Consider the following 18,785-nt stretch of genomic DNA (forward strand, 5'->3'; position numbering starts at 1 on the left):
TTTTTTCAGAACTGAACGTTCAGGCCTACGTTGTACACCCTCATGTGAGGATAGAATTGTCCTCTTCCGGCCGGCGCTTCAGGATCATATGTTTTCATCCTGGTCCATGTGATCAGGTTGTTGCCATTCACAAAAAGCCTCGCACTACTCACGCCGATCCCTTTAAGGAAGCTATTCTTAAACCGATAGGCTACTTCTACATTTTTTATGCGCAAATAGCTTGCATCCTGTAACCAGAGATCTGAAGGTCTGTAGTTATGGTTTCCCTGGGTAGGTGACAGCTCTACACGTGGATAAGAGATCTTTTCACCCGCCTCATATCGTTCGGGGTTCCACCTCTCCAGGTGTCGTGTGGTGGCATTTCTCCAATCCGTATCAAAGGCCCATGCCGCCATTTGATCCAGGTAAGTAGATGTCCTTTCTGCCCCCTGGAACAAAACAGAAAAATCAAAACCTTTGAAACTACCGCCAAATGATATTCCATAAACCACCTGGGGTAACCTGGAATAGCCTATGGGTACTTCGTCATTTTCATCAATGACACCATCGTCATTTTGATCGACATATTTTACATCACCCAGCTTTAACTCGCCGGTGAATGCAGACAGGGGAGCTGAATTCAGTTCCTCTTGTGTATTGTAGAATCCTTCATTGACCAATCCCCAATACTGACCCACCGGATTGCCCGTCCGTTGCAACCATGGATGTGCCCGAAGTGGTTCATCCATATATTTAATTTCATTTTTAGCGAATGAGTAGTTGCTTCTGACCCAATAGTTGAATTCCCCTACCTGGTCACTGTAGTTGACTTCAATCTCAAAACCCCTGTTTTCAACTTTCCCGATATTTACGGGAGGCAGTTCTGCCTGAACATGTGCAGGGACTGTACCCAAATACCATAAGATATTATCCCTTTTCTCCATAAACACATCGGCATTGATTTGAAGTCGATCAGCAAAAAAACCCGTCTCTATGCCAATATCAGTCTTTTTAGCTCTTTCCCATGTAACGTTTGTGTTTCCGATCCTGCCTTCTGAGGATCCGACATAACGTTGGTATAAGCCACTGCCGTAATCTCCAAAATAATACCCACCGGAGTTGGGATAGTAGACCGACGGCAGGTACAAAAACCTGGCACCACCTATTTTATCATTTCCTACCTCTCCATATGAACCCCTGATCTTCACAAAGGACAACAGGTCATTTTTGGGAATAAAGGATTCTTCGGTCAAAACCCAGCCAACAGACAGTGAAGGGAAGAAACCAAAACGGTTATTCTTTGGGAAATTCTCAGAGCCATTGTATCCCATGTTAAATTCTGTGAGGTATTTCTCTCGATAATTGTAAGTGATACGACCGACCAGCCCCTGATATGCCTGAGGAACATTGAACTCTTGCCCCGGTTCCCTGTACTTTTCCTGCATATATAAAGCAAGCGCGGTTACATTGTGGTAGCCAAAAGCTCTTGCATATTCAATGGCCCCTTCCGCATATATCTTTCTGTTTCTACTATAATTCTCCCAAAAAGAAAAAGGAGCATCGTTTCCTTCCTCCACAAAAACCGGTGTGGAAGGGTCATCAGGATCTCTTATAATGCGGTAAGTATTCATAGCCTTGTTACGTCCTACGGCATGCTGATAGTAATTGTCATAAGCTACCATTGCCCTTATCTTCAACCCCTCGGTAATAAAGTCCAGCTTATGCTGGAGGCCGACACTCGTATTAAGCGTACTGTTAAAATTTCTCTGATAACCATTGTTGACAATGGCGTCCAAAGGGTTACCTGAAGTTGAAGGCAGACCCTCTACGTTCGATATTAATTGACCATTTATTATACCCGGATTCATCAATGGATTGGAAGTCAGTATCCGGAAGAATATGTCTCCTGCACCGATTCCGGGATAATTCGAATCAGAGAATTGTCCGCCAAGTTTGATGGCCGCGGAAAAATTTTCATTAAAATCAATGTCTACATTCGAACGCAGGTTATATCGGGTAAATTTTGGGTTTGCTGAAAATGCATCCTGAACATCCTGGACATCGTAGGCACCGTCCTGGTCAAAGTACCCCAGTGAAATAAAATATCTGACATCTTCAATACCCCCTCTTATATTAAAATTATGTTGATGCTGGAAGGAATTGTCCTTTAAGATCAGATCAAACCAGTCGATGTCCGGGTGAAAGTAGGGATCCGTTCCATTTTTATACAGTTCCAGGTCCTGATCAGAAAAGTAGGGTGTTTGGCCCATATTTTCGCTTGCTTCGTTCCGAAGCATGGCATATTCGTAGCTATTTAATAGCTCAGGTAACTGAGTAGGTGCCTGAACACCAAAATTAGCCGTGTAACTCATTTGAGGTTTACCTGTCACTCCGGACTTGGTAGTGACCAATATAACACCATTAGCACCTCTTACTCCAAAGACCGCTGTGGCCGATGCATCCTTCAGAATACTTATGGATTCTATCTCATTGGGATCAAGCTGATTAAAATTACGTGGAACCCCATCTACCAAAACAAGCGGATCGGACTCTCCTCCTGCATTCAGGCTGGCGACCCCCCTGATCCTTATACTCGATTGATCAAAGCCAGGTTCTCCTCCGGACTGAATGGCCATCAGACCCGGTAACCGCCCGACTAATGAATTACTGATGTTAGCTACCGGAGACTGAACCAGTTCCTTTGTTTCAATAGTAGAAATGGCCCCGGTGAGTGTCTCTTTCTTTTGTATACCATAGCCAACAATCACTATCTCCTTAAGGGAAGCTATATCCGGGGTAAGACTCACAGTAATTTGCGACCGGCCATTTATCAATATTTCCTCTTCCTCATATCCTACAAAAGAGATCACCAGTACAGCTGTTTCTGATGAAACTGTCAGAGAAAAATTACCATTTACATCAGCAACTGTCCCATTTGTGGTACCCTTTTCCAATACAGTCGCTCCCGGAAGTCCATCACCATATTCATCGGTGATCCGGCCTGAAACGTCAAAGGTGAGAGAAGCAGTGATCGATTGTAGTCCATTTCCGGACCAATCCCGTTTTAAATGATCAACATGGCCGGATGTCAGATCTCCGTTATCCTTTCCGTCAGCGTCATAAAACACGCCGGTATCAGATCCTCTGATCAATGCGCTTATTCCGGGTGGTGTCCTTTCGGAAGAAAGCCCCTTCACCCCTTCCCGGATTGTAGGATTGCCCTGGCCCTGCACAAAGGCCATAGGTACTATCCATACGATCATGAAAGTAAAAAAAGGATTACAACATAACGTTAGTAGCTTTTTCATCATAGAATAGTTGTTTGAATTTCGAAACATATTTACAGGCACAAGTAAGCAGAATTCCGGGATACAAGCAGGGGGGCTATTCTTCAAATAAGGGCTATGCATAATGCACGCGCTTAAAATGACAAAAAAATATAATAGACTAATGATCAGTTGAATATGAACAACATACCTTTCAATTGAGTAGTTTACCGGGAACTCAATCGGATAGTTGGTTTTTGAATATCATGAATTACTCAACAACCTGAAGGGGGGTTGTCATTCTCCTAATTGGGGGTACTGATCCTTACAACGTAACATGACGTTAGGATGGCTTTTGCAATAGTATTACATTACTCACCCAAAGGGAGCGGACGAGTAAATGTTCAGAAAAATTGAGGTTTAGAATAGTCCGGGCTTAGAAAATAAATAAGAAAACAACAATGAATAAGATAAAGCTCACTCATGAAAGATCTTAAAAAAAGCTTGGTGTATCTCCTTATACCGACCTGTACCATCTGTTTTAATGCATGTGGTCAAACGACGAAGCAATGGCCTTCTGAAAAGGCGTGGAACTGGTACAATCAATATGATTGGTTCGCAGGTACAAACTTTAACCCCAGCACGGCCATCAATCAATTGGAGATGTGGCAGTCTGAAAGTTTTGATCCTGAAACCATTGACAGGGAGTTAAAGTGGTCTGCCGACCTGGGTTTTAACATGCACCGTGTTTTTCTTCACAACCTGGTATGGCAGCAGGACGCAGAAGGATTCCTTGAAAGAATTAACAAGTTTCTTAAGTTGGCAGACAAGCATAATATCAAGATCATGATGGTATTGCTGGATGACGTATGGGATCCACTGCCGGTACCTGGTAAACAGCGTGAACCAATACCCGGTCTGCATAACTCGGGGTGGGTGCAGGCTCCCGGCCGGGAGTTTCTTGAAGACCCTTCTAAGGATCCACTTATTGAATCCTATGTCAAAGGAGTCATGGGCAGGTTCAAAAATGATCGTAGAATTGCGATCTGGGACCTTTACAATGAGCCTGGAAATTCGAACGGAAATTCCTACGGGGCAACGTCTGAACATAAAACGGAACTGACTCCTAAAATGAAAGATGAACATTCATTGCGCCTGGTTAGAAAGGTATATCAATGGGCCAGGGAAATTAATCCTTCCCAACCTCTGACGATAGGGATATGGCGTGGTGAAGCACAGCAGTGGGGATCACCGGAGAAACTGCCGGAACTGGACCGGGTGATCATGGAGAATGCGGATGTAATCAGCTTCCATACCTATGATAATAACACCCGGGATGTAAAAAGAAAGATAGAAGAACTCAAAAAGTATGGTCGCCCTATTATTTGTACAGAATATATGGCCAGAACCAATAACAACACCTTTCAAAACATGATGCCTGCTTTCCGGGAAGAAAAGATTGGCGCTATAAACTGGGGATTTGTAGCTGGCAAGACGAATACCATTTATCCATGGCAGACATGGGAAAAGCCATATGCCGAAGAACCTGAAGTCTGGTTTCACGACATATTAAAGCCTGACGGCACGCCTTTTGATCAAACGGAAGTGAATTTTATTAAGTCTATGACAAAACGGTAAGAAAACTTCATGTTACAAAGCGCAAGGTCATGCCACCCCTCAAATGGCGTTCAAACTATTTTTTTGGTCTCATTCCCAAAGTCGGCAGTAGGCAAGGAGCAGTAGGCAATCTGTCCCGTGTCCCGTCCTAAATAGAGGCTACACATCAAGTAGCAAAATGTACAAAAATGACCACATCATCAGACGGTATAGTGAAGGTTTCAAACTCTCGTGAATAAAGAATTTTCAGGCAACTATCGAACAAAGAGTTTCTTATAAACGCACGGTTCAAGCGTTATTCACGACCGGTGCCGGCATGAACAGGTCTTATCATGAAAGAGTAATGGTATTTATGCTCCAAAAGACGGTATTGTTCATGTGGGCGATATCCCCAGCTGTTGTCCCCTCCCACTCCCATTTGCTTGTGGTCGACCGTGATCTCAACAAAAGCTTTTGAAGGCAGGGAGAATCGATGACGCGGGTACTGATCCAGGTCCTCAAGCGAGTAGGGATGAGCACTCATTTCGAGAGGTTGCTCTCCACGAAATTCAAGACCGATTCCATCATCGGTTAGGAACTGCATCCACCGGATACCAGCTCTGTTGCCATTTTCCTGGGGCACAATGTATGGAGTACCAAAACCTTTGACGGACGACTTATATAAACCAATATAACTTCCTGATTTTCTGTCAATGTAATTCTCAAAAGGTCCTCTGCCATACCAGGTAATATTATGATATTCATAGGGCATTTTCAGGCGCATTCCCAGTCTGGGCAGTTCAGGCAGGGATTTGTCTTTCCGGAAAGACATCTCTGCGTAAATTTCTCCGGTTCCATACACACTATACGTATTGGAATAGCTGGCTTTCCCATCCAACAGTTGATACCGGGTTTGCAGTTCTATCCTGTCATGGTGACCTTCAATGACCTTTAGGTCTGTCAACTTTCTTTTGCTGACAGCCTCTTTCCATACACCCAAATGCTTCAGCATATTATATCCACGGTCATTACTGGTGGGATTACGCCAAAAATTAGCGGTCAAAGGCCCTTTCAGCAACACACGCCCTCCATGTGTATAGGAAGTCAATTCCCCCGTAGTCTTTGAAAATTCGGCTGTAAAATTTTCTCCGGCAATACGATACCTATCCGTTAATTCCTGCAAGGAAAGTTCAGTATTCTCTTTACTTACAGGGTTGAACGATGTAGCTCCAGCAGATAGTTGAAACTGTTCCGTCGCCAGTAGGTGACCACCCGGTAGTCCCGGAATAGCAGAGGGCAGGCTTACTTCAAGGTTCAGAAAAAATTCCTGGTTCGGTACATTCTGCCAGTTCCGGGATATCACCATTTCTCCCTGACCCAGCGGTTCAATATTCTTAATGGTAACAGGTCCGCCTGCTACTTCTTTACCATTGGCCAGAACCTGATACCTGAAGGACAGGTCTTTGGTATGAGTAAATGAGAAGAAGTTATAAACGTCAAAACTGATCTGTTTTTCTTCCATCACAGGATTTCTGAATTTTATATTTTGATAAACTTTTTTGACCTCTTTCAAGGCTGGTTTTATAGTACGATCCGGGAAAATCAGGCCATTGAGGCAAAAATCCTCGTCACTCGGTGTTCCTTCCGGGCCGAAGTCCCCTCCGTAAAAGTAATCTTTGCCAGTGGGAGTGTCCTTCAGAAGTCCCTGGTCCATCCAGTCCCAGATAAACCCGCCCTGGAGCTGTGGCTCGGACTCGATCAGATTCCAATAGTCAGCGAGGTTCCCTACGCTATTTCCCATGGCGTGTGCATATTCACACATAATAAAAGGCCTCGGGTCGTTCAGCGAAAGAAATTCGCGGATATGTTCCAACTGCGGATACATGGGCACCACAATATCTGTGTAATCTTCCAGCCATGCCTGTTCGTACTGTACAGGGCGCGAAGGGTCCCTGGATTTGATCCATTGTGCCGCGTCCTCGAAATTTTGACCGGAGCCTGCCTCATTGCCCAATGACCATATGATAATACTCGGATGGTTTTTGTCACGTTCCACCATTCGTCTAACCCGGTCCAGATGGGCAGCTTTCCAATCTGGATTATTACCCAGTGTCTTGTCCAGGCTGTAGTCATGATTGAGCCAGCTTCCCATGCCATGGCTCTCAATATTGGCCTCATCCACTACGTACAACCCATATTCATCGCAGAGTTCATACCACAGAGGGTCATTCGGATAATGGCTGGTCCTAACCGCATTGATATTATGCTTTTTCATCAAAATAATATCTGCCAGCATATCCTCCCGGGTGACCACATGACCATCTTCTTCGTCATGCTCATGTCTGTTTACTCCCTTCAGAAAAATCGGCTTGCCATTTACCATAAGCTGCTTTTCTTTGATCTCCACCTTACGGAATCCGACCCTACCACAGTACCAGGTCCTTTCCATTCTGCCTTCCAATGTTATGATCAGGGTATAGAGATGAGGATACTCCGCAGACCATTTTTTTACATGGTCGATCTCAGTTTCCAATACTACGGATTGTTTCACGGGCTTACGTTCCTCAAAAACGGTGTGCCCCTCAGCATCTTTGAGGTTAAAGCGGACCATACCTTTTTTGGGTTTTCTCCCAAAATCTGCTTCAATGGTCAGCTCACCATGGGTATAGCCATTGTCCAGCGAGGCTTTTACAAACAAGTCTTGCAAGTGAATGGAAGGCTCCCTGTAAAGGTATACATCCCTTTCTATACCACTCAACCGCCACATATCCTGATCCTCGAGGTAACTACCGTCACTCCAGCGGTATACTTCTACGGCCAGAGAATTGGCCCCTGGTCTGAGTAAGCGACTGATGTCGAACTCACGAGGAGTTTTACTGCCCTTACCAAAACCTGACTTTTTTCCATTGACCCATACAAAGAAAGCTGAATTGACGGCGCCAAAATGAAGCACCACCTTCTCACCTACCCAATCTTTGGGTAGATCAAAAACACGACGGTATGAACCCACAGGATTAAAGTGAGACTGAATATGGGGTGGTTTTTTTTCAAAAGGATATTTTACATTCGTATATATAGGTATTCCGTATCCCCTCATCTGCCAGTCTGAGGGTACGTCTATTTCAGCCCAATGATCAACGTTAAAGGTTTCTTTGAAAAAATCCACTGGCCTGACACCTGGATTTTCAGCCCAGTGAAATCTCCATTTTCCATTCAATGACAGATAATTCTGGTCATGTGACCTGGTATTTCGGAGTGCTGCTGCACTGTCTGCAAATGGATAAAATGTCGCCCTGGCGTCGAGCGCATTGATAGAAAGAACAAAAGGATCCTCAATTTCCGCAGGGGTTTGAGCCAGCACATGATTCATGCAAATGGCAATCATCCCGATTACCCAGGCCATGCAATTATGTTTTAAAAGCATATGATGATTATTCTTAAATGAAATACCAAATGTCGGCAGGTGGCCTATACCAGCACGGGGGTATATCAACCTCTGACAGGTGAATGATCCTTCTTTTTGTGCGACCCATGCCCTGGCAGCTGATTTTTAATATCGGTTATTGCAGAGGAATGAGAATCTTTGTCTGAACGGACACGTGGCCGAAAGGCTCTGTCAAAGCTGTCCGATCGCCTCCTCGTAATCTGCCTGAAGGTCTTCATGGAGCCCTTCCAGCACTTTGTTTATTTTTTGCACCATCCTGTCATACATATTGGTGATCACCGAACTTCGGTGGACAGCTATGGGTGATCTTCTGATGGCCTGGCAAAAGTGCAGTAGTACCTCCATTTCTGTTTGTTTATGACCGGAGTAACGGATGTATTTGTTCAGGTTTCTCAAAATTTTACGGAGACCTTTTTTCGCATAATACAGATTGCTCGTATTGATCTCTTCCATCAGGTCGTCAATTTCATATTTGATCGACTCTACATAAGCCTGCTCGTCGTAAGCATCAAACAGCAAATACGTTAGCAGTTCCTTGTTATCTTTTTTGAAGCGACCAAGCCGAAGGCATATTTCCGCGATCTCACTTGGGTCAAGTGATTTTAACTCTTTTCTTATCTCCGGAAGTGTGGCTGCTTTCATGCCCTGAAAGATAAACATCTGGAGGTTGATTACAGAAAAATGGCCCCGGAGATTTAGCGTATGAATTTGCCATATCCCGGGTTTCCATTTACTCCTTAATTCACGATATAATAATCAATATTTGTATACCGCTTCATTTTGTCTTCCACTCTATGCAACTCATTCCTGAGGAATGAAATGAAGTTCGAATCGTAGCTTTCCAGCATCGCCTCGTTCAGGATCTCCCTGGACCGGGCAAAGTCTTTTAGCAATTCATAAATAAGGGCTTCCAGACGCATAAACTCCGGTATAGTGGCCCCTTTCAAACCAGATGCATACTTTACAAGTTTTAGCGCTTCCTTAAATTTTTGAGTACGGATCAAGAGCCATGCAAAGCTTTTGCAAGTATTGATATTCTCTGGTTCCGATGCCATGGATGCTGTAAAATATTCTTCCGCCAGGTCAAATTTCCCGAACTGCTCCATGTATAATCTTCCCATCAAATAGTTCGCCCCCGCATGCTCCTTGTCATAACTAAGTGCATAATTCAAGTTCTCCACTACCGCCTCCAGGTCATAGTCATAATCGTCCAGTGCTTTCAGGTAGTATTGATCCGCTAATGTTAGTGCCATGATAATCACTTTTGTAGCCAGAGAATTCTCAAACTTTATTTGTCTGGCCAGATTGACATTGATTGATGATGCCGGAAACGGCATAAAAAAACCCGATCTTAACAGACCGAGCAAAATTATCTTTCTTCAGGTTTTGGGCTACCTGAACTCGGTCTTTATTGCGATATGATAATTTTGCACTAACATAAGCTTCAGTTTGAAGTTTTTCAAGGAGTGCAAATTTAAGAGTATTTTTGAGAAACTTGCAAGCTTCGATGGTTAAAATCCACACCATTACCGAATATTTTTGGGGATGTGGGGGAGTTTCCTCCACTGACCAACATCGTATGTGCTGATCTTAGAACAGGATTTATAATCTGAGCTTTGTCACATTGGCAGAGTAAAAAATGCTCAGCAAACATATTTTTACCACACAACACGGTATTAACATTGTCGAAAATGAATGCCGAAACATTATCCGTATTAAAGTGCCGAGTATTTTCTAACATAAAAGAAAATCCAGAACGCATTACCCTTCACTAAATGTGTCCTAGGTGGAATAGTAATACGAACCCGTAATCTGACGTTTAAGTAAAACTAAATTTCTGCATATGTTCATATGTTCAAACATATCATTATCTTTGAAAAGAAACAAGACGCGTTGATCTTATGAAGCAAACTACTCAACAAATTTTACTGCTTCTTTTAAAAAATTCTTTAAAAGATGGAGCATATTATATATGTCCCAACTACTCTGTAAAGCGAGATTCAATTTATTCAGATTACCAGGCCCTGGCAGGTAATGAGTTTGTCAACTCATCCGGACCATTTTTAAGAAGTTGTGCTCAATGAGTTTGAAGATACGATAGAGATCTTTTCAAATAACCTATATCCTATATATGGTGCCGGTTGAGGGAACCTCCGTGAATATAGAAGTGAATCAAACCCATAGTACAGCGTTCAATTATAACGGGACCCTTGTTGCACCTATTCATTTTGACACCTTCAAATTGACCCATTCGGAAAAACGTGCTGTAGAAGTAATTATATCTTATGTTGAAAATAAATCCAGTTAATCAAACAGTTATGAACCTAAAAACCAAATGGTTTCTATTAATTACAATCACGATATCATTTAATGCTTCCGGACAAAAACCCATTTGGCAATTGGGGATATCGGACAACAGTGCTGCTGAATTTGCGCTGGCCCCATCCGATTATAGCAAGTTTTTGGAAAAGGATTTTGGCTGGGAAGACCGTTTTTTTGCCATTGGGTATTCAAGTGAAAAGGAGGATTTACCTTATGTGCTCCCGGGTGCAATAGATTATTGGGGCGGAACTTCCGGGCTGGCAGGTATCAGGCCTCATGAATTGAATTTACTTTTTTCTTTAGACGAAGTGCCTTCCGTTGGTTCCTACAAACTGACGATAGATATTCTGGATTGTAGTCCCGAAAACCCTGCGCTCTTTAAAGTAACGTTGAATGATTCGATATGGAAATTTCAATTAGAGCATGGTAAAAGTGAAAATGCACTTAAGGGTGATGGAACTGATTTTAAGGAACAGATTCTGGGGATCCCAATCGACGCCAGGGCTCTAAAAAAAGGGGGAAACACGTTACAATTAACCACACTCCAGGGAAGTTGGCTGGTTTTTGATCACATAAAACTGGAAGGGCCTGAAACCTCAAAGCTGGTCAAGCCATCTGGTTTGTTCATAAGAAATGTGAGCATGGCAAGCTATGAGATTTCGGATTCAGGTAAAGCATACCAACCCTTGTTGGTTGATTTACAACACTTACAGGGTTCACCCGTTTTAGAGGTTCATGTGGACAACCAACCACTATTCAGAACAGTCGTTGAGTCTGGCCGGCACATTTTCGAGGTTCCTGTCAAGACGGTCAAAACAGCCCGTAAGAGTACCTATCAAATCTTTATTGATGGAAAATTAACGGAGGAAGACGAAATTAAAAGAACACCTAAGCATCCTGCTGATCTAGTGGACTATGTGGACACTAAAATCGGCACAGGTCATTCCCGTTGGATGATTGCGCCCGGCCCCTGGATGCCATTTAGTATGGTAAAAATCAGTCCGGACAACCAGCAATCGGGATGGCAGGCGGGTTATCAACCTTCTTTTGAAAGTGTGGGGACTTTCAGCCATATACATGAATGGACAATGGCTGGTCTGGGTACTTTCCCCACCAATGGCCCGTTAAGGACCAACATCGGAAAACAGGGAAATCCGGACAGCGGGTATCGCTCCAGAATTGATAAACGAACAGAAGAAACCCCTTTGGGCTATTACGCGGTGGTATTGGAAGATTACGATATTAAAGCAGAATTAACGGCGACTACTCGTTGTAGTTTTCAACGATATACCTATCCCGAAAACAGTGTTGATTCCAGGGTGTTGGTCGACCTGCAAATACCAGCCGAATATGGATACACTATTGAGGAAGCCTATTTCGAAAAAATAGGTAACAACAGGCTGATAGGCTATAGTAAGCAAATATCACCCTCCGTATGGGGCGAAGGATATTACAGAAAGCAATTTATAGAGGGAGGGGAAGAACCCAAAGAATGGGACGATATCCAACAAGAATATACGGTTCATTTCGCCATAGAATTTGACAGTCCCATAAAAAGTTTTGGGGTTTGGTCTGATGGCAAGGAAAACGGGAATTCAGATGAGACCTTACAAGAAAATGTGATCAAGGTCAAATTCGAAAGCCCGGAAGATGCGGTGGGCATTGTAACGTTTGATACCTCAAAAAAGAGAGTGGTGCAAATGCGAACGGGAATTTCATACGTAAGCATGGAAAATGCGCAGCTTAACCTCAGTGAGGAAATAATCAAGCCGTTTGATTGGGGCTTTGACAAAGTGCGTAAAAGTCATGAGGAATCCTGGGAAAACTTGTTGCAAAGGGTCAAAATCAAGACGGATGACCGTATGGAAAAATCTCGTTTTTACTCCAATATGTACCGTGCTCTGGTGAGCAGGAATACGTTCAGTGATGTAGATGGTAGCTGGATGGATGCGGAAGAAAAAATTCAGAAGTTTGATAATCCTGAGAATATAGCACTAGGATGTGACGCTTTTTGGAACACCTTCTGGAATTTAAACCAATTTTGGAATCTCGTAACTCCTGAATGGTCATCCAAATGGGTGAATTCGCAACTGGCCATGTACGATGCCCACGGTTGGCTTGCCAAAGGGCCTGCCGGAATGGAGTATATACCTGTGATGGTCGCAGAACATGAGATACCTCTCATCGTAGGGGCCTATCAAATGGGCATAGGCGGTATAGATGCTGAAAAAGCCTTCCGGGCAGTGTACAAAATGCAAACAAGCCCCGGGCAAAAAGTAGGTAACGGTTATGCAGGTAACCGAGACTTAAAACCGTACCTGGAATACCATTATGTACCTTACAATAAAGGACGTTTCTCCAACACACTGGAATATTCTTTTGACGATTTTTCCGTTTCTCAGCTTGCTAAGGCACTTGGAAAGGATAAAGTGTATAAAGAATTTATAGACAGAGGGTATTGGTGGAAAAATGCCATCGACCCGGAGATAGGTTTCGCTCGTTTAAGGCATTCTGACGGTTCCTGGTACCCTAATTTTGATCCTATCAAGACAGCAGGAAATTTTCAATTTGTGGAAGGAAATGCATGGCAGCTTTCATTTTTTGTTCCGCAAGATGTGCCGGCATTGGCAGAAATTATAGGTGAGGAGGAATTTGCCAAGCGATTGGACGGTGGCTTCAACGTCAGTAGCCCATGGCGTTATAATGCTCCGAACGAATTGTACTGGGATTTTCCGGTTACGCAGGGCAACCAACAGTCCATGCATTTTTCCTTTTTGTTCAATTGGGTCAAAAAGCCATGGTTGACACAAAAATGGAGCCGGGACATCATAGATAGATATTATGGCTATGGCGTTTCCAATGCTTACCTGGGTGATGAAGATCAGGGCCAGATGAGTGCCTGGTTCCTTATGGCGTCCCTGGGTCTATTTCAAACTGATGGCGGTGTTCGCACGGATCCGATCTATGAAATTGGCAGTCCTGTTTTTGAGAAGGTTGAAATAGATCTGGGAAGTAGATATGGAAGGGGAAATACTTTTATCATTGAAGCAAAAAACACTTCATTTCATAACAAATATGTTCAAAGTGTCACCTTGAATAACAAGGTGTTACAAAATTTTTGGTTCCCGGCAAAGGAACTCCTCAAAGGTGGTAAATTGATCCTGGAAATGGGACCTGAACCCAATAAAAACTGGGGCGTTTCAGAGATGCCGGCATCATCAAAATAACGCTCAAAATGTAACACGTTTTGGATTTATAGGGCAGGGAAGTGAAACTTCATAAAAACGTATATCATATCGTTTCTTAGTCGCTTTGGTTTCGATTGTATTACTTGCTACAAAAAACGGTATTAAAATCATTGAAAATGAGTGCTACAGTATTATCTGCATTAAACAATGCTTAGTATTTTCATTTGGAGCGCATTACCCTTTGCTAAATGAGCTCTAGGAGGAATTTAGATTCATGTAGTCAATACCGATATGAATTTTATTCAAAATCCATTAGATTAAGGTTTTGATAAAATAAATGTAAGTACCACATTGTATTGTATAGTCAATTGTCATGCTTAATTATGTCCTGCACTGCAAATAACTTAACCGAGTTTCTCATGACAGAACAGGAGAAGAGAAAATCAAGATCGGAAAAAATACTTACAGATTTAGGATCTGATTTCATACCGTATCTTCCTTTAATTGAATTTAAGGCGGACGCCAAAATTCGGACCCCAAGGGAAATTGGCTTAAGGATACTTTGCCTATTTGGTGTAGCTGCAGCATCTCATGGTGTAGACTCATCAATAATTATTGAATGGTTAAAGAGAGAGTCTGTTTTTTCAAGTTTGAGCAGAGAAGAAAAAACATATCTTCAAAAAAATGACAAGAGCGAAAATGAAAACTTTCAATTTTCCTGGCGTTCAGAGTGTATTTGGCTTTTGCTTTGGGCGATTGGTAAAGTACAAAGAGACCTTCCCACCGCACAATGCAATGTTGACGAAATGTTGCAAGTACTACCATCATTGAATGGGTCCACAGAAAAATTTTTAGAATCCATCGAGTTAAGGAGTACCAAAGAAATATTAGATCAGTCAGATTTGATCTATAGAGCACATTGGGCGATAAGACAATATGGGTTAGACGAAAGCGTTCGTATTGGCAATCTTGATCCAGATGTTGTTATGGAGTGGCACTTGGCAATAAATTGGTTAACCAACTACGGTGAAACGGACTACTGGGATGAGGTGACTACTGATACCTAAACCGTGGACAAAAACAATTCAAATGCACATAACAGACCATCATCAACAAGCTAACTGAACTGTTTGCAAAAGGATGCTGAATCAGATGCTTTTGAGATATATGAAGAGCTCAGCCGACAAGAGTTTAACTAGACCTGACATACCATACGTTTAGTATCTACAACATATAATTTCAGCTCCTATCGTATCAACCCTATCGTATCCAACTGGCGCCCATATAACGACAGCGTCTGCTGATATTGGAATAGGGTTGTAATCCGGGTACATTCTAAGGAGCTCGGCTTTTAGACTGGAGTGTCTCAACATTTTATTATTGGACCTAAATAACACCAGTTCTCCAAAAATATGTCATAACAAATGTTTGGCCTTAAAATCAAGATTGGAACGCATTAAGCTTCACTAAATGAGTTTAGAAAGGAGTATGTGCTACCTTATCCGATCTTATGGTCTCCGCAGGTAGTTCCTTCAGTACAGATACCGCAGCCTGGCTTACTTCAGTTCTAACCTCACGATTAACCATCTTGTATTTACACTAAAACTTCAGCGACACATACGCCACTTGCTCAGCTCAGGATAACAACTCCCCTGCTCACCCCCTCCTTAATCAGCTATCTTCATCGTTCAAAGCGTATACAAAAAGGTATAGCATATGCCTAAACCAGGCAATTTGAATGTGCACTGCAAATCTGATATTTTAGTAGATATTATAAGAATCCAGAGGCACGAGCAATACCTAGATGTCTTACACAATTCATAAAAAAATCAACTTCAAATTGAAAAAGATCTGATTAAAAATGAACTCAGCACAAAAATTGAGCTTCTCAGAAAACACCAAATTATTGATAATCCACGCAGACGATGCGGGACTTTCTCATTCCGAAAATATGGCTACGATTCAATCACTGGAGAAAGGAATTGTGAATTCTTATAGTATAATGGTTCCCTGCCCGTGGTTTTATGAAATGGCGGTATATGCTAAAAACAATCCTCAATTTGATAACGGGATTCACCTGACCTTAACTTGCGAATGGGAAAATTACAAATTTGGACCAGTGTTACCTGTTTCAGAAGTTCCAAGCTTAGTGGATGAGAATGGACATTTCTTTAAAAAAAGGGAACTGCTTAGAAAAAATGCATCTGCTGAAGACGTAAAAAAAGAGCTTCAGGCACAAATCGAAAAAGCGATCAAATTCGGATTAAAACCAACTCATATTGATTCACATATGTATAGTGTTGGATCACACCCTGCATTTTTCAAAATTTATAAAGATTTGGGTGAAAAATTCGACCTTCCCGTTTTGATAAACGAACAATTGATGCAGATGGTCGGACTGAATCCTAAATTAAACATCAAAGAAGGAGATTTTCTAATTGACAAAACTTATGTTGGAGAATTTGAGTATTTCAGAACTGGCGAACTAGGCGAATACTACAATAGGGTTTTAGAAAATTTAACCAATGGCATAAACCTTATCTTAATCCATCCGGCATTTGATGATAGTGAAATGAAAGGAGTTACGATAAACCATCCGAATTTCGGCTCCGAATGGAGACAAATAGATTTTGACTTTTTTACAAGCGAAAAAACCATGTCAAAGCTCAAAAAGAACAATATCGAATTAGTTACATGGAGTGATATAAAAAAAAGAAAAAAAGCACATAATTGAGTAGGAAGCTAAGCAATTACGACACAGTCTTAAAGCCTCAGCGACACACATGCCACTTGATTAAACTGAGGCTCCACTGCGAGGCTTCCCACCCTTTGGAACGCTCAACTTCATGATCTATATTCACCATTCAAGACGTATACCAGTGATAAAAAACATAGGGTTTCTACCATTCGAAAGTGCATCGGACGCTGGAAAGTCCGTCAGGAAGAATATAAATTTGAAAAACAGTCCTGGCTTGTAGATTAAAGAAAGTAAGGAGGAACTCACTCGATATGTTTTTTTATCAAGGAATATTCTATTTGATTGATAATGCCTTAAGGCAAAAGATATGAACTTGTATATAAAAACAACGAAGTTACTATTTGGAGTCTTCTTTTGTTTGAATGTTTTTGGACAAACCCCTCCTGAATATTTTAAAAACCCCATTTTACCCGGGTTTTATCCTGATCCTTCCATCTGCCGTGTGGGAGACACCTATTATATGGTGAATTCCAGTTTCGAATGGTATCCGGGACTACCCATTCATCGAAGTAAAGACCTGGTCAACTGGGAAAAAATCGGCCATGGCATTCATCGTCCCGATCAAATTGTATACAAGGACGGTTTGGATAATTCGAACGGAATATTTGCTCCGACTATCCGGTATCATAAAGGCACTTATTACATCATTACTACTATGGTGGGACAACAAGGAAATTTCATCATCACCGCTAAAAACCCTGCCGGTCCGTGGAGCGAACCTATATGGATAAAAGACGCACCGGGAATAGATCCTTCTCTTTTTTGGGAAGATGACGGACGTTGTTATTATACAGGCGCCGGGATTGTTGATGGGACACAAGGTGAATGGCCTGGGAAAAATGGGATCTGGCTGCAGGAAATAGACCCCGATAAAGGAGTATTGATAGGAGAAAAGAAACAACTCACTTATGGTCACGCCTCCAATGCCCGCTGGGCGGAGGGCCCTCACTTATATAAAATCGATAATGAATATTTATTGTTAATAGGCGAAGGTGGGACCGGAGAATATCACTCGGTTACTGTATTCAACAGCAAAAATCTGTGGGGTCCCTACGTCCCTAATCATGCTAACCCGGTTATGACACATCGTCATTTGGGAAAAACACATTCAATAGGACAAACCGGTCATGCTGATATAGTACAAACCCAAAACGGAGACTGGTGGAGTGTAATGCTTGCCAAGCGAAAAATAGACGGGTATGTTACACTGGCCCGCGAAACATTCCTTGCAAAGGTGATAATGTCCCAACAGGAAAGCGGTATTACACCCATTTTCAACCCGGGTATCGGTCTTTTGCAGGAGGAACAAAAACGTCCTGACCTAAGCTGGAGTCCTGTACCGGAAATTGCAGAACGAGACGATTTTGACGGAAATTCACCTGGATTGGAATGGAATTTCTTACGAACACCCCGGTCTGAATGGTATAAGCAAAAGGACGGGCAAATGGAGATCATGTTACGCCCTGAAATGGTCACAGAATTGGTTAACCCTTCGTTTATTGCACAACGTTCGCGTTTTTTTAACTATGAGGCCACCACTAAACTGTCCTTTAAAACCAAAAAAGACAATGAAAAAGCAGGACTGGTCATTTATCGCCGGCATGGTAATAACTACCAGCTGCTTAAAAGGAAAGAGGACATTGTTTTGATAAAAGCATTTCAGAAAGGAAACGAAGGAGAATTCGAGCCGAAGGTGGTTGCGTTGGTTCCTTACAAGAGTAAAGAGGTAGTGTTAAACGCAAAAGTGAAAGGCCTGAAAGTACAGTTCTTTTTTGGTGAGAGTGAAAACAGTTTAAAACCGATAGGTGGTATTCAGGATTACACGCTCGTTTCGGATGAAATTGCCCGGAAATTCAATGGCGTCTATGTTGGAATGTATGCCACTTCTTCAGGTAAGAAAAGTGATTCGATTGCAATGTTTGATTATTTCTCTATGAGAGAAAGTGACTGATATAACATTGTTGCCTGAAGATCATTAACACTGCACAACACTACGTTCAAATTCAAAGAGTGAAGCACGCTTCTTCATTTCTTCTATTGGATAAGCCTGAAACCCACAGGGGCCATGACCTTTTGGATGAAACCGTACAACTCTTCTTACGTTCTGACTTTATGAATGAAACAGGCTCTGGCATTTACGACAATCCAGGAAGTGACAGAAACAGGCATGCCCTGTTTTATACTTTTGGCCCGGACATCCTTTAAAAAATCCCAGCGCAAAACAATTTTTT

General features: G+C 42.3%; 11 protein-coding genes. 6 read left to right on the forward strand and 5 right to left on the reverse strand.

Translation table 11 applies throughout. From position 1 onward, the window contains the following. Positions 1 to 5: 5 nt before the first annotated feature. A complete protein-coding gene (locus tag FNH22_RS11000; RefSeq protein ID WP_221420258.1) occupies positions 6 to 3,290 on the reverse strand; it encodes a TonB-dependent receptor in 3,285 nt (1,094 codons plus the stop codon). Positions 3,291 to 3,728: 438 nt separating this feature from the next. Between FNH22_RS11000 and FNH22_RS11005 the strand changes: the two genes are divergently transcribed. Next, positions 3,729 to 4,883: a cellulase family glycosylhydrolase gene (locus FNH22_RS11005; RefSeq protein ID WP_143398427.1), complete on the forward strand. Its 1,155-nt coding sequence runs from the start codon at positions 3,729 to 3,731 to the stop codon at positions 4,881 to 4,883. A 274-nt stretch (positions 4,884 to 5,157) separates the two neighbouring features. On the opposite strand, the gene FNH22_RS11010 is transcribed toward FNH22_RS11005, so the two are convergent. From FNH22_RS11010 to FNH22_RS11025, 4 genes are all read right to left on the reverse strand, one after another. Then, a complete protein-coding gene (locus FNH22_RS11010) occupies positions 5,158 to 8,244 on the reverse strand; it encodes a glycoside hydrolase family 2 TIM barrel-domain containing protein (RefSeq protein WP_185154180.1) in 3,087 nt (1,028 codons plus the stop codon). Between the two features lie 213 nt (positions 8,245 to 8,457). Beyond that, positions 8,458 to 8,928 carry a hypothetical protein gene (locus FNH22_RS11015; protein ID WP_143398429.1) on the reverse strand — a complete coding sequence of 157 codons (471 nt, stop codon included), beginning with the start codon at positions 8,926 to 8,928 and terminating at the stop codon, positions 8,458 to 8,460. Positions 8,929 to 9,023: 95 nt separating this feature from the next. Next, complete coding sequence (locus FNH22_RS11020; protein WP_143398430.1) at positions 9,024 to 9,539, reverse strand: M48 family metallopeptidase; 516 nt, start codon at positions 9,537 to 9,539, stop codon at positions 9,024 to 9,026. Between the two features lie 28 nt (positions 9,540 to 9,567). Next, positions 9,568 to 9,813 (reverse strand): hypothetical protein, encoded by a 246-nt coding sequence (locus tag FNH22_RS11025; RefSeq protein WP_143398431.1) that lies wholly within the window; start codon positions 9,811 to 9,813, stop codon positions 9,568 to 9,570. Positions 9,814 to 10,604: 791 nt separating this feature from the next. On the opposite strand from FNH22_RS11025, the gene FNH22_RS11030 reads away from it, so the two are divergent. The 5 genes from FNH22_RS11030 to FNH22_RS11050 all read left to right on the forward strand — a co-directional run bounded on the left by FNH22_RS11030 (position 10,605) and on the right by FNH22_RS11050 (position 18,759). Beyond that, positions 10,605 to 13,835: a GH92 family glycosyl hydrolase gene (locus FNH22_RS11030; protein WP_143398432.1), complete on the forward strand. Its 3,231-nt coding sequence runs from the start codon at positions 10,605 to 10,607 to the stop codon at positions 13,833 to 13,835. A gap of 380 nt (positions 13,836 to 14,215) precedes the next feature. Next, positions 14,216 to 14,863 (forward strand): DUF4272 domain-containing protein, encoded by a 648-nt coding sequence (locus FNH22_RS11035; RefSeq protein ID WP_185154181.1) that lies wholly within the window; start codon positions 14,216 to 14,218, stop codon positions 14,861 to 14,863. A 794-nt stretch (positions 14,864 to 15,657) separates the two neighbouring features. After that, entirely contained in the window at positions 15,658 to 16,530 is an 873-nt protein-coding gene (locus tag FNH22_RS11040) for a polysaccharide deacetylase family protein (protein WP_143398434.1), read from the forward strand. Positions 16,531 to 16,861: 331 nt separating this feature from the next. Continuing rightward, positions 16,862 to 18,505 (forward strand): glycoside hydrolase family 43 protein, encoded by a 1,644-nt coding sequence (locus FNH22_RS11045; protein ID WP_143398435.1) that lies wholly within the window; start codon positions 16,862 to 16,864, stop codon positions 18,503 to 18,505. 59 nt (positions 18,506 to 18,564) lie between these two features. After that, complete coding sequence (locus FNH22_RS11050; protein WP_143398436.1) at positions 18,565 to 18,759, forward strand: hypothetical protein; 195 nt, start codon at positions 18,565 to 18,567, stop codon at positions 18,757 to 18,759. Positions 18,760 to 18,785 lie beyond the last annotated feature (26 nt).

Source organism: Fulvivirga sp. M361, assembly GCF_007097395.1.
Lineage (GTDB): Bacteria > Bacteroidota > Bacteroidia > Cytophagales > Cyclobacteriaceae > Fulvivirga.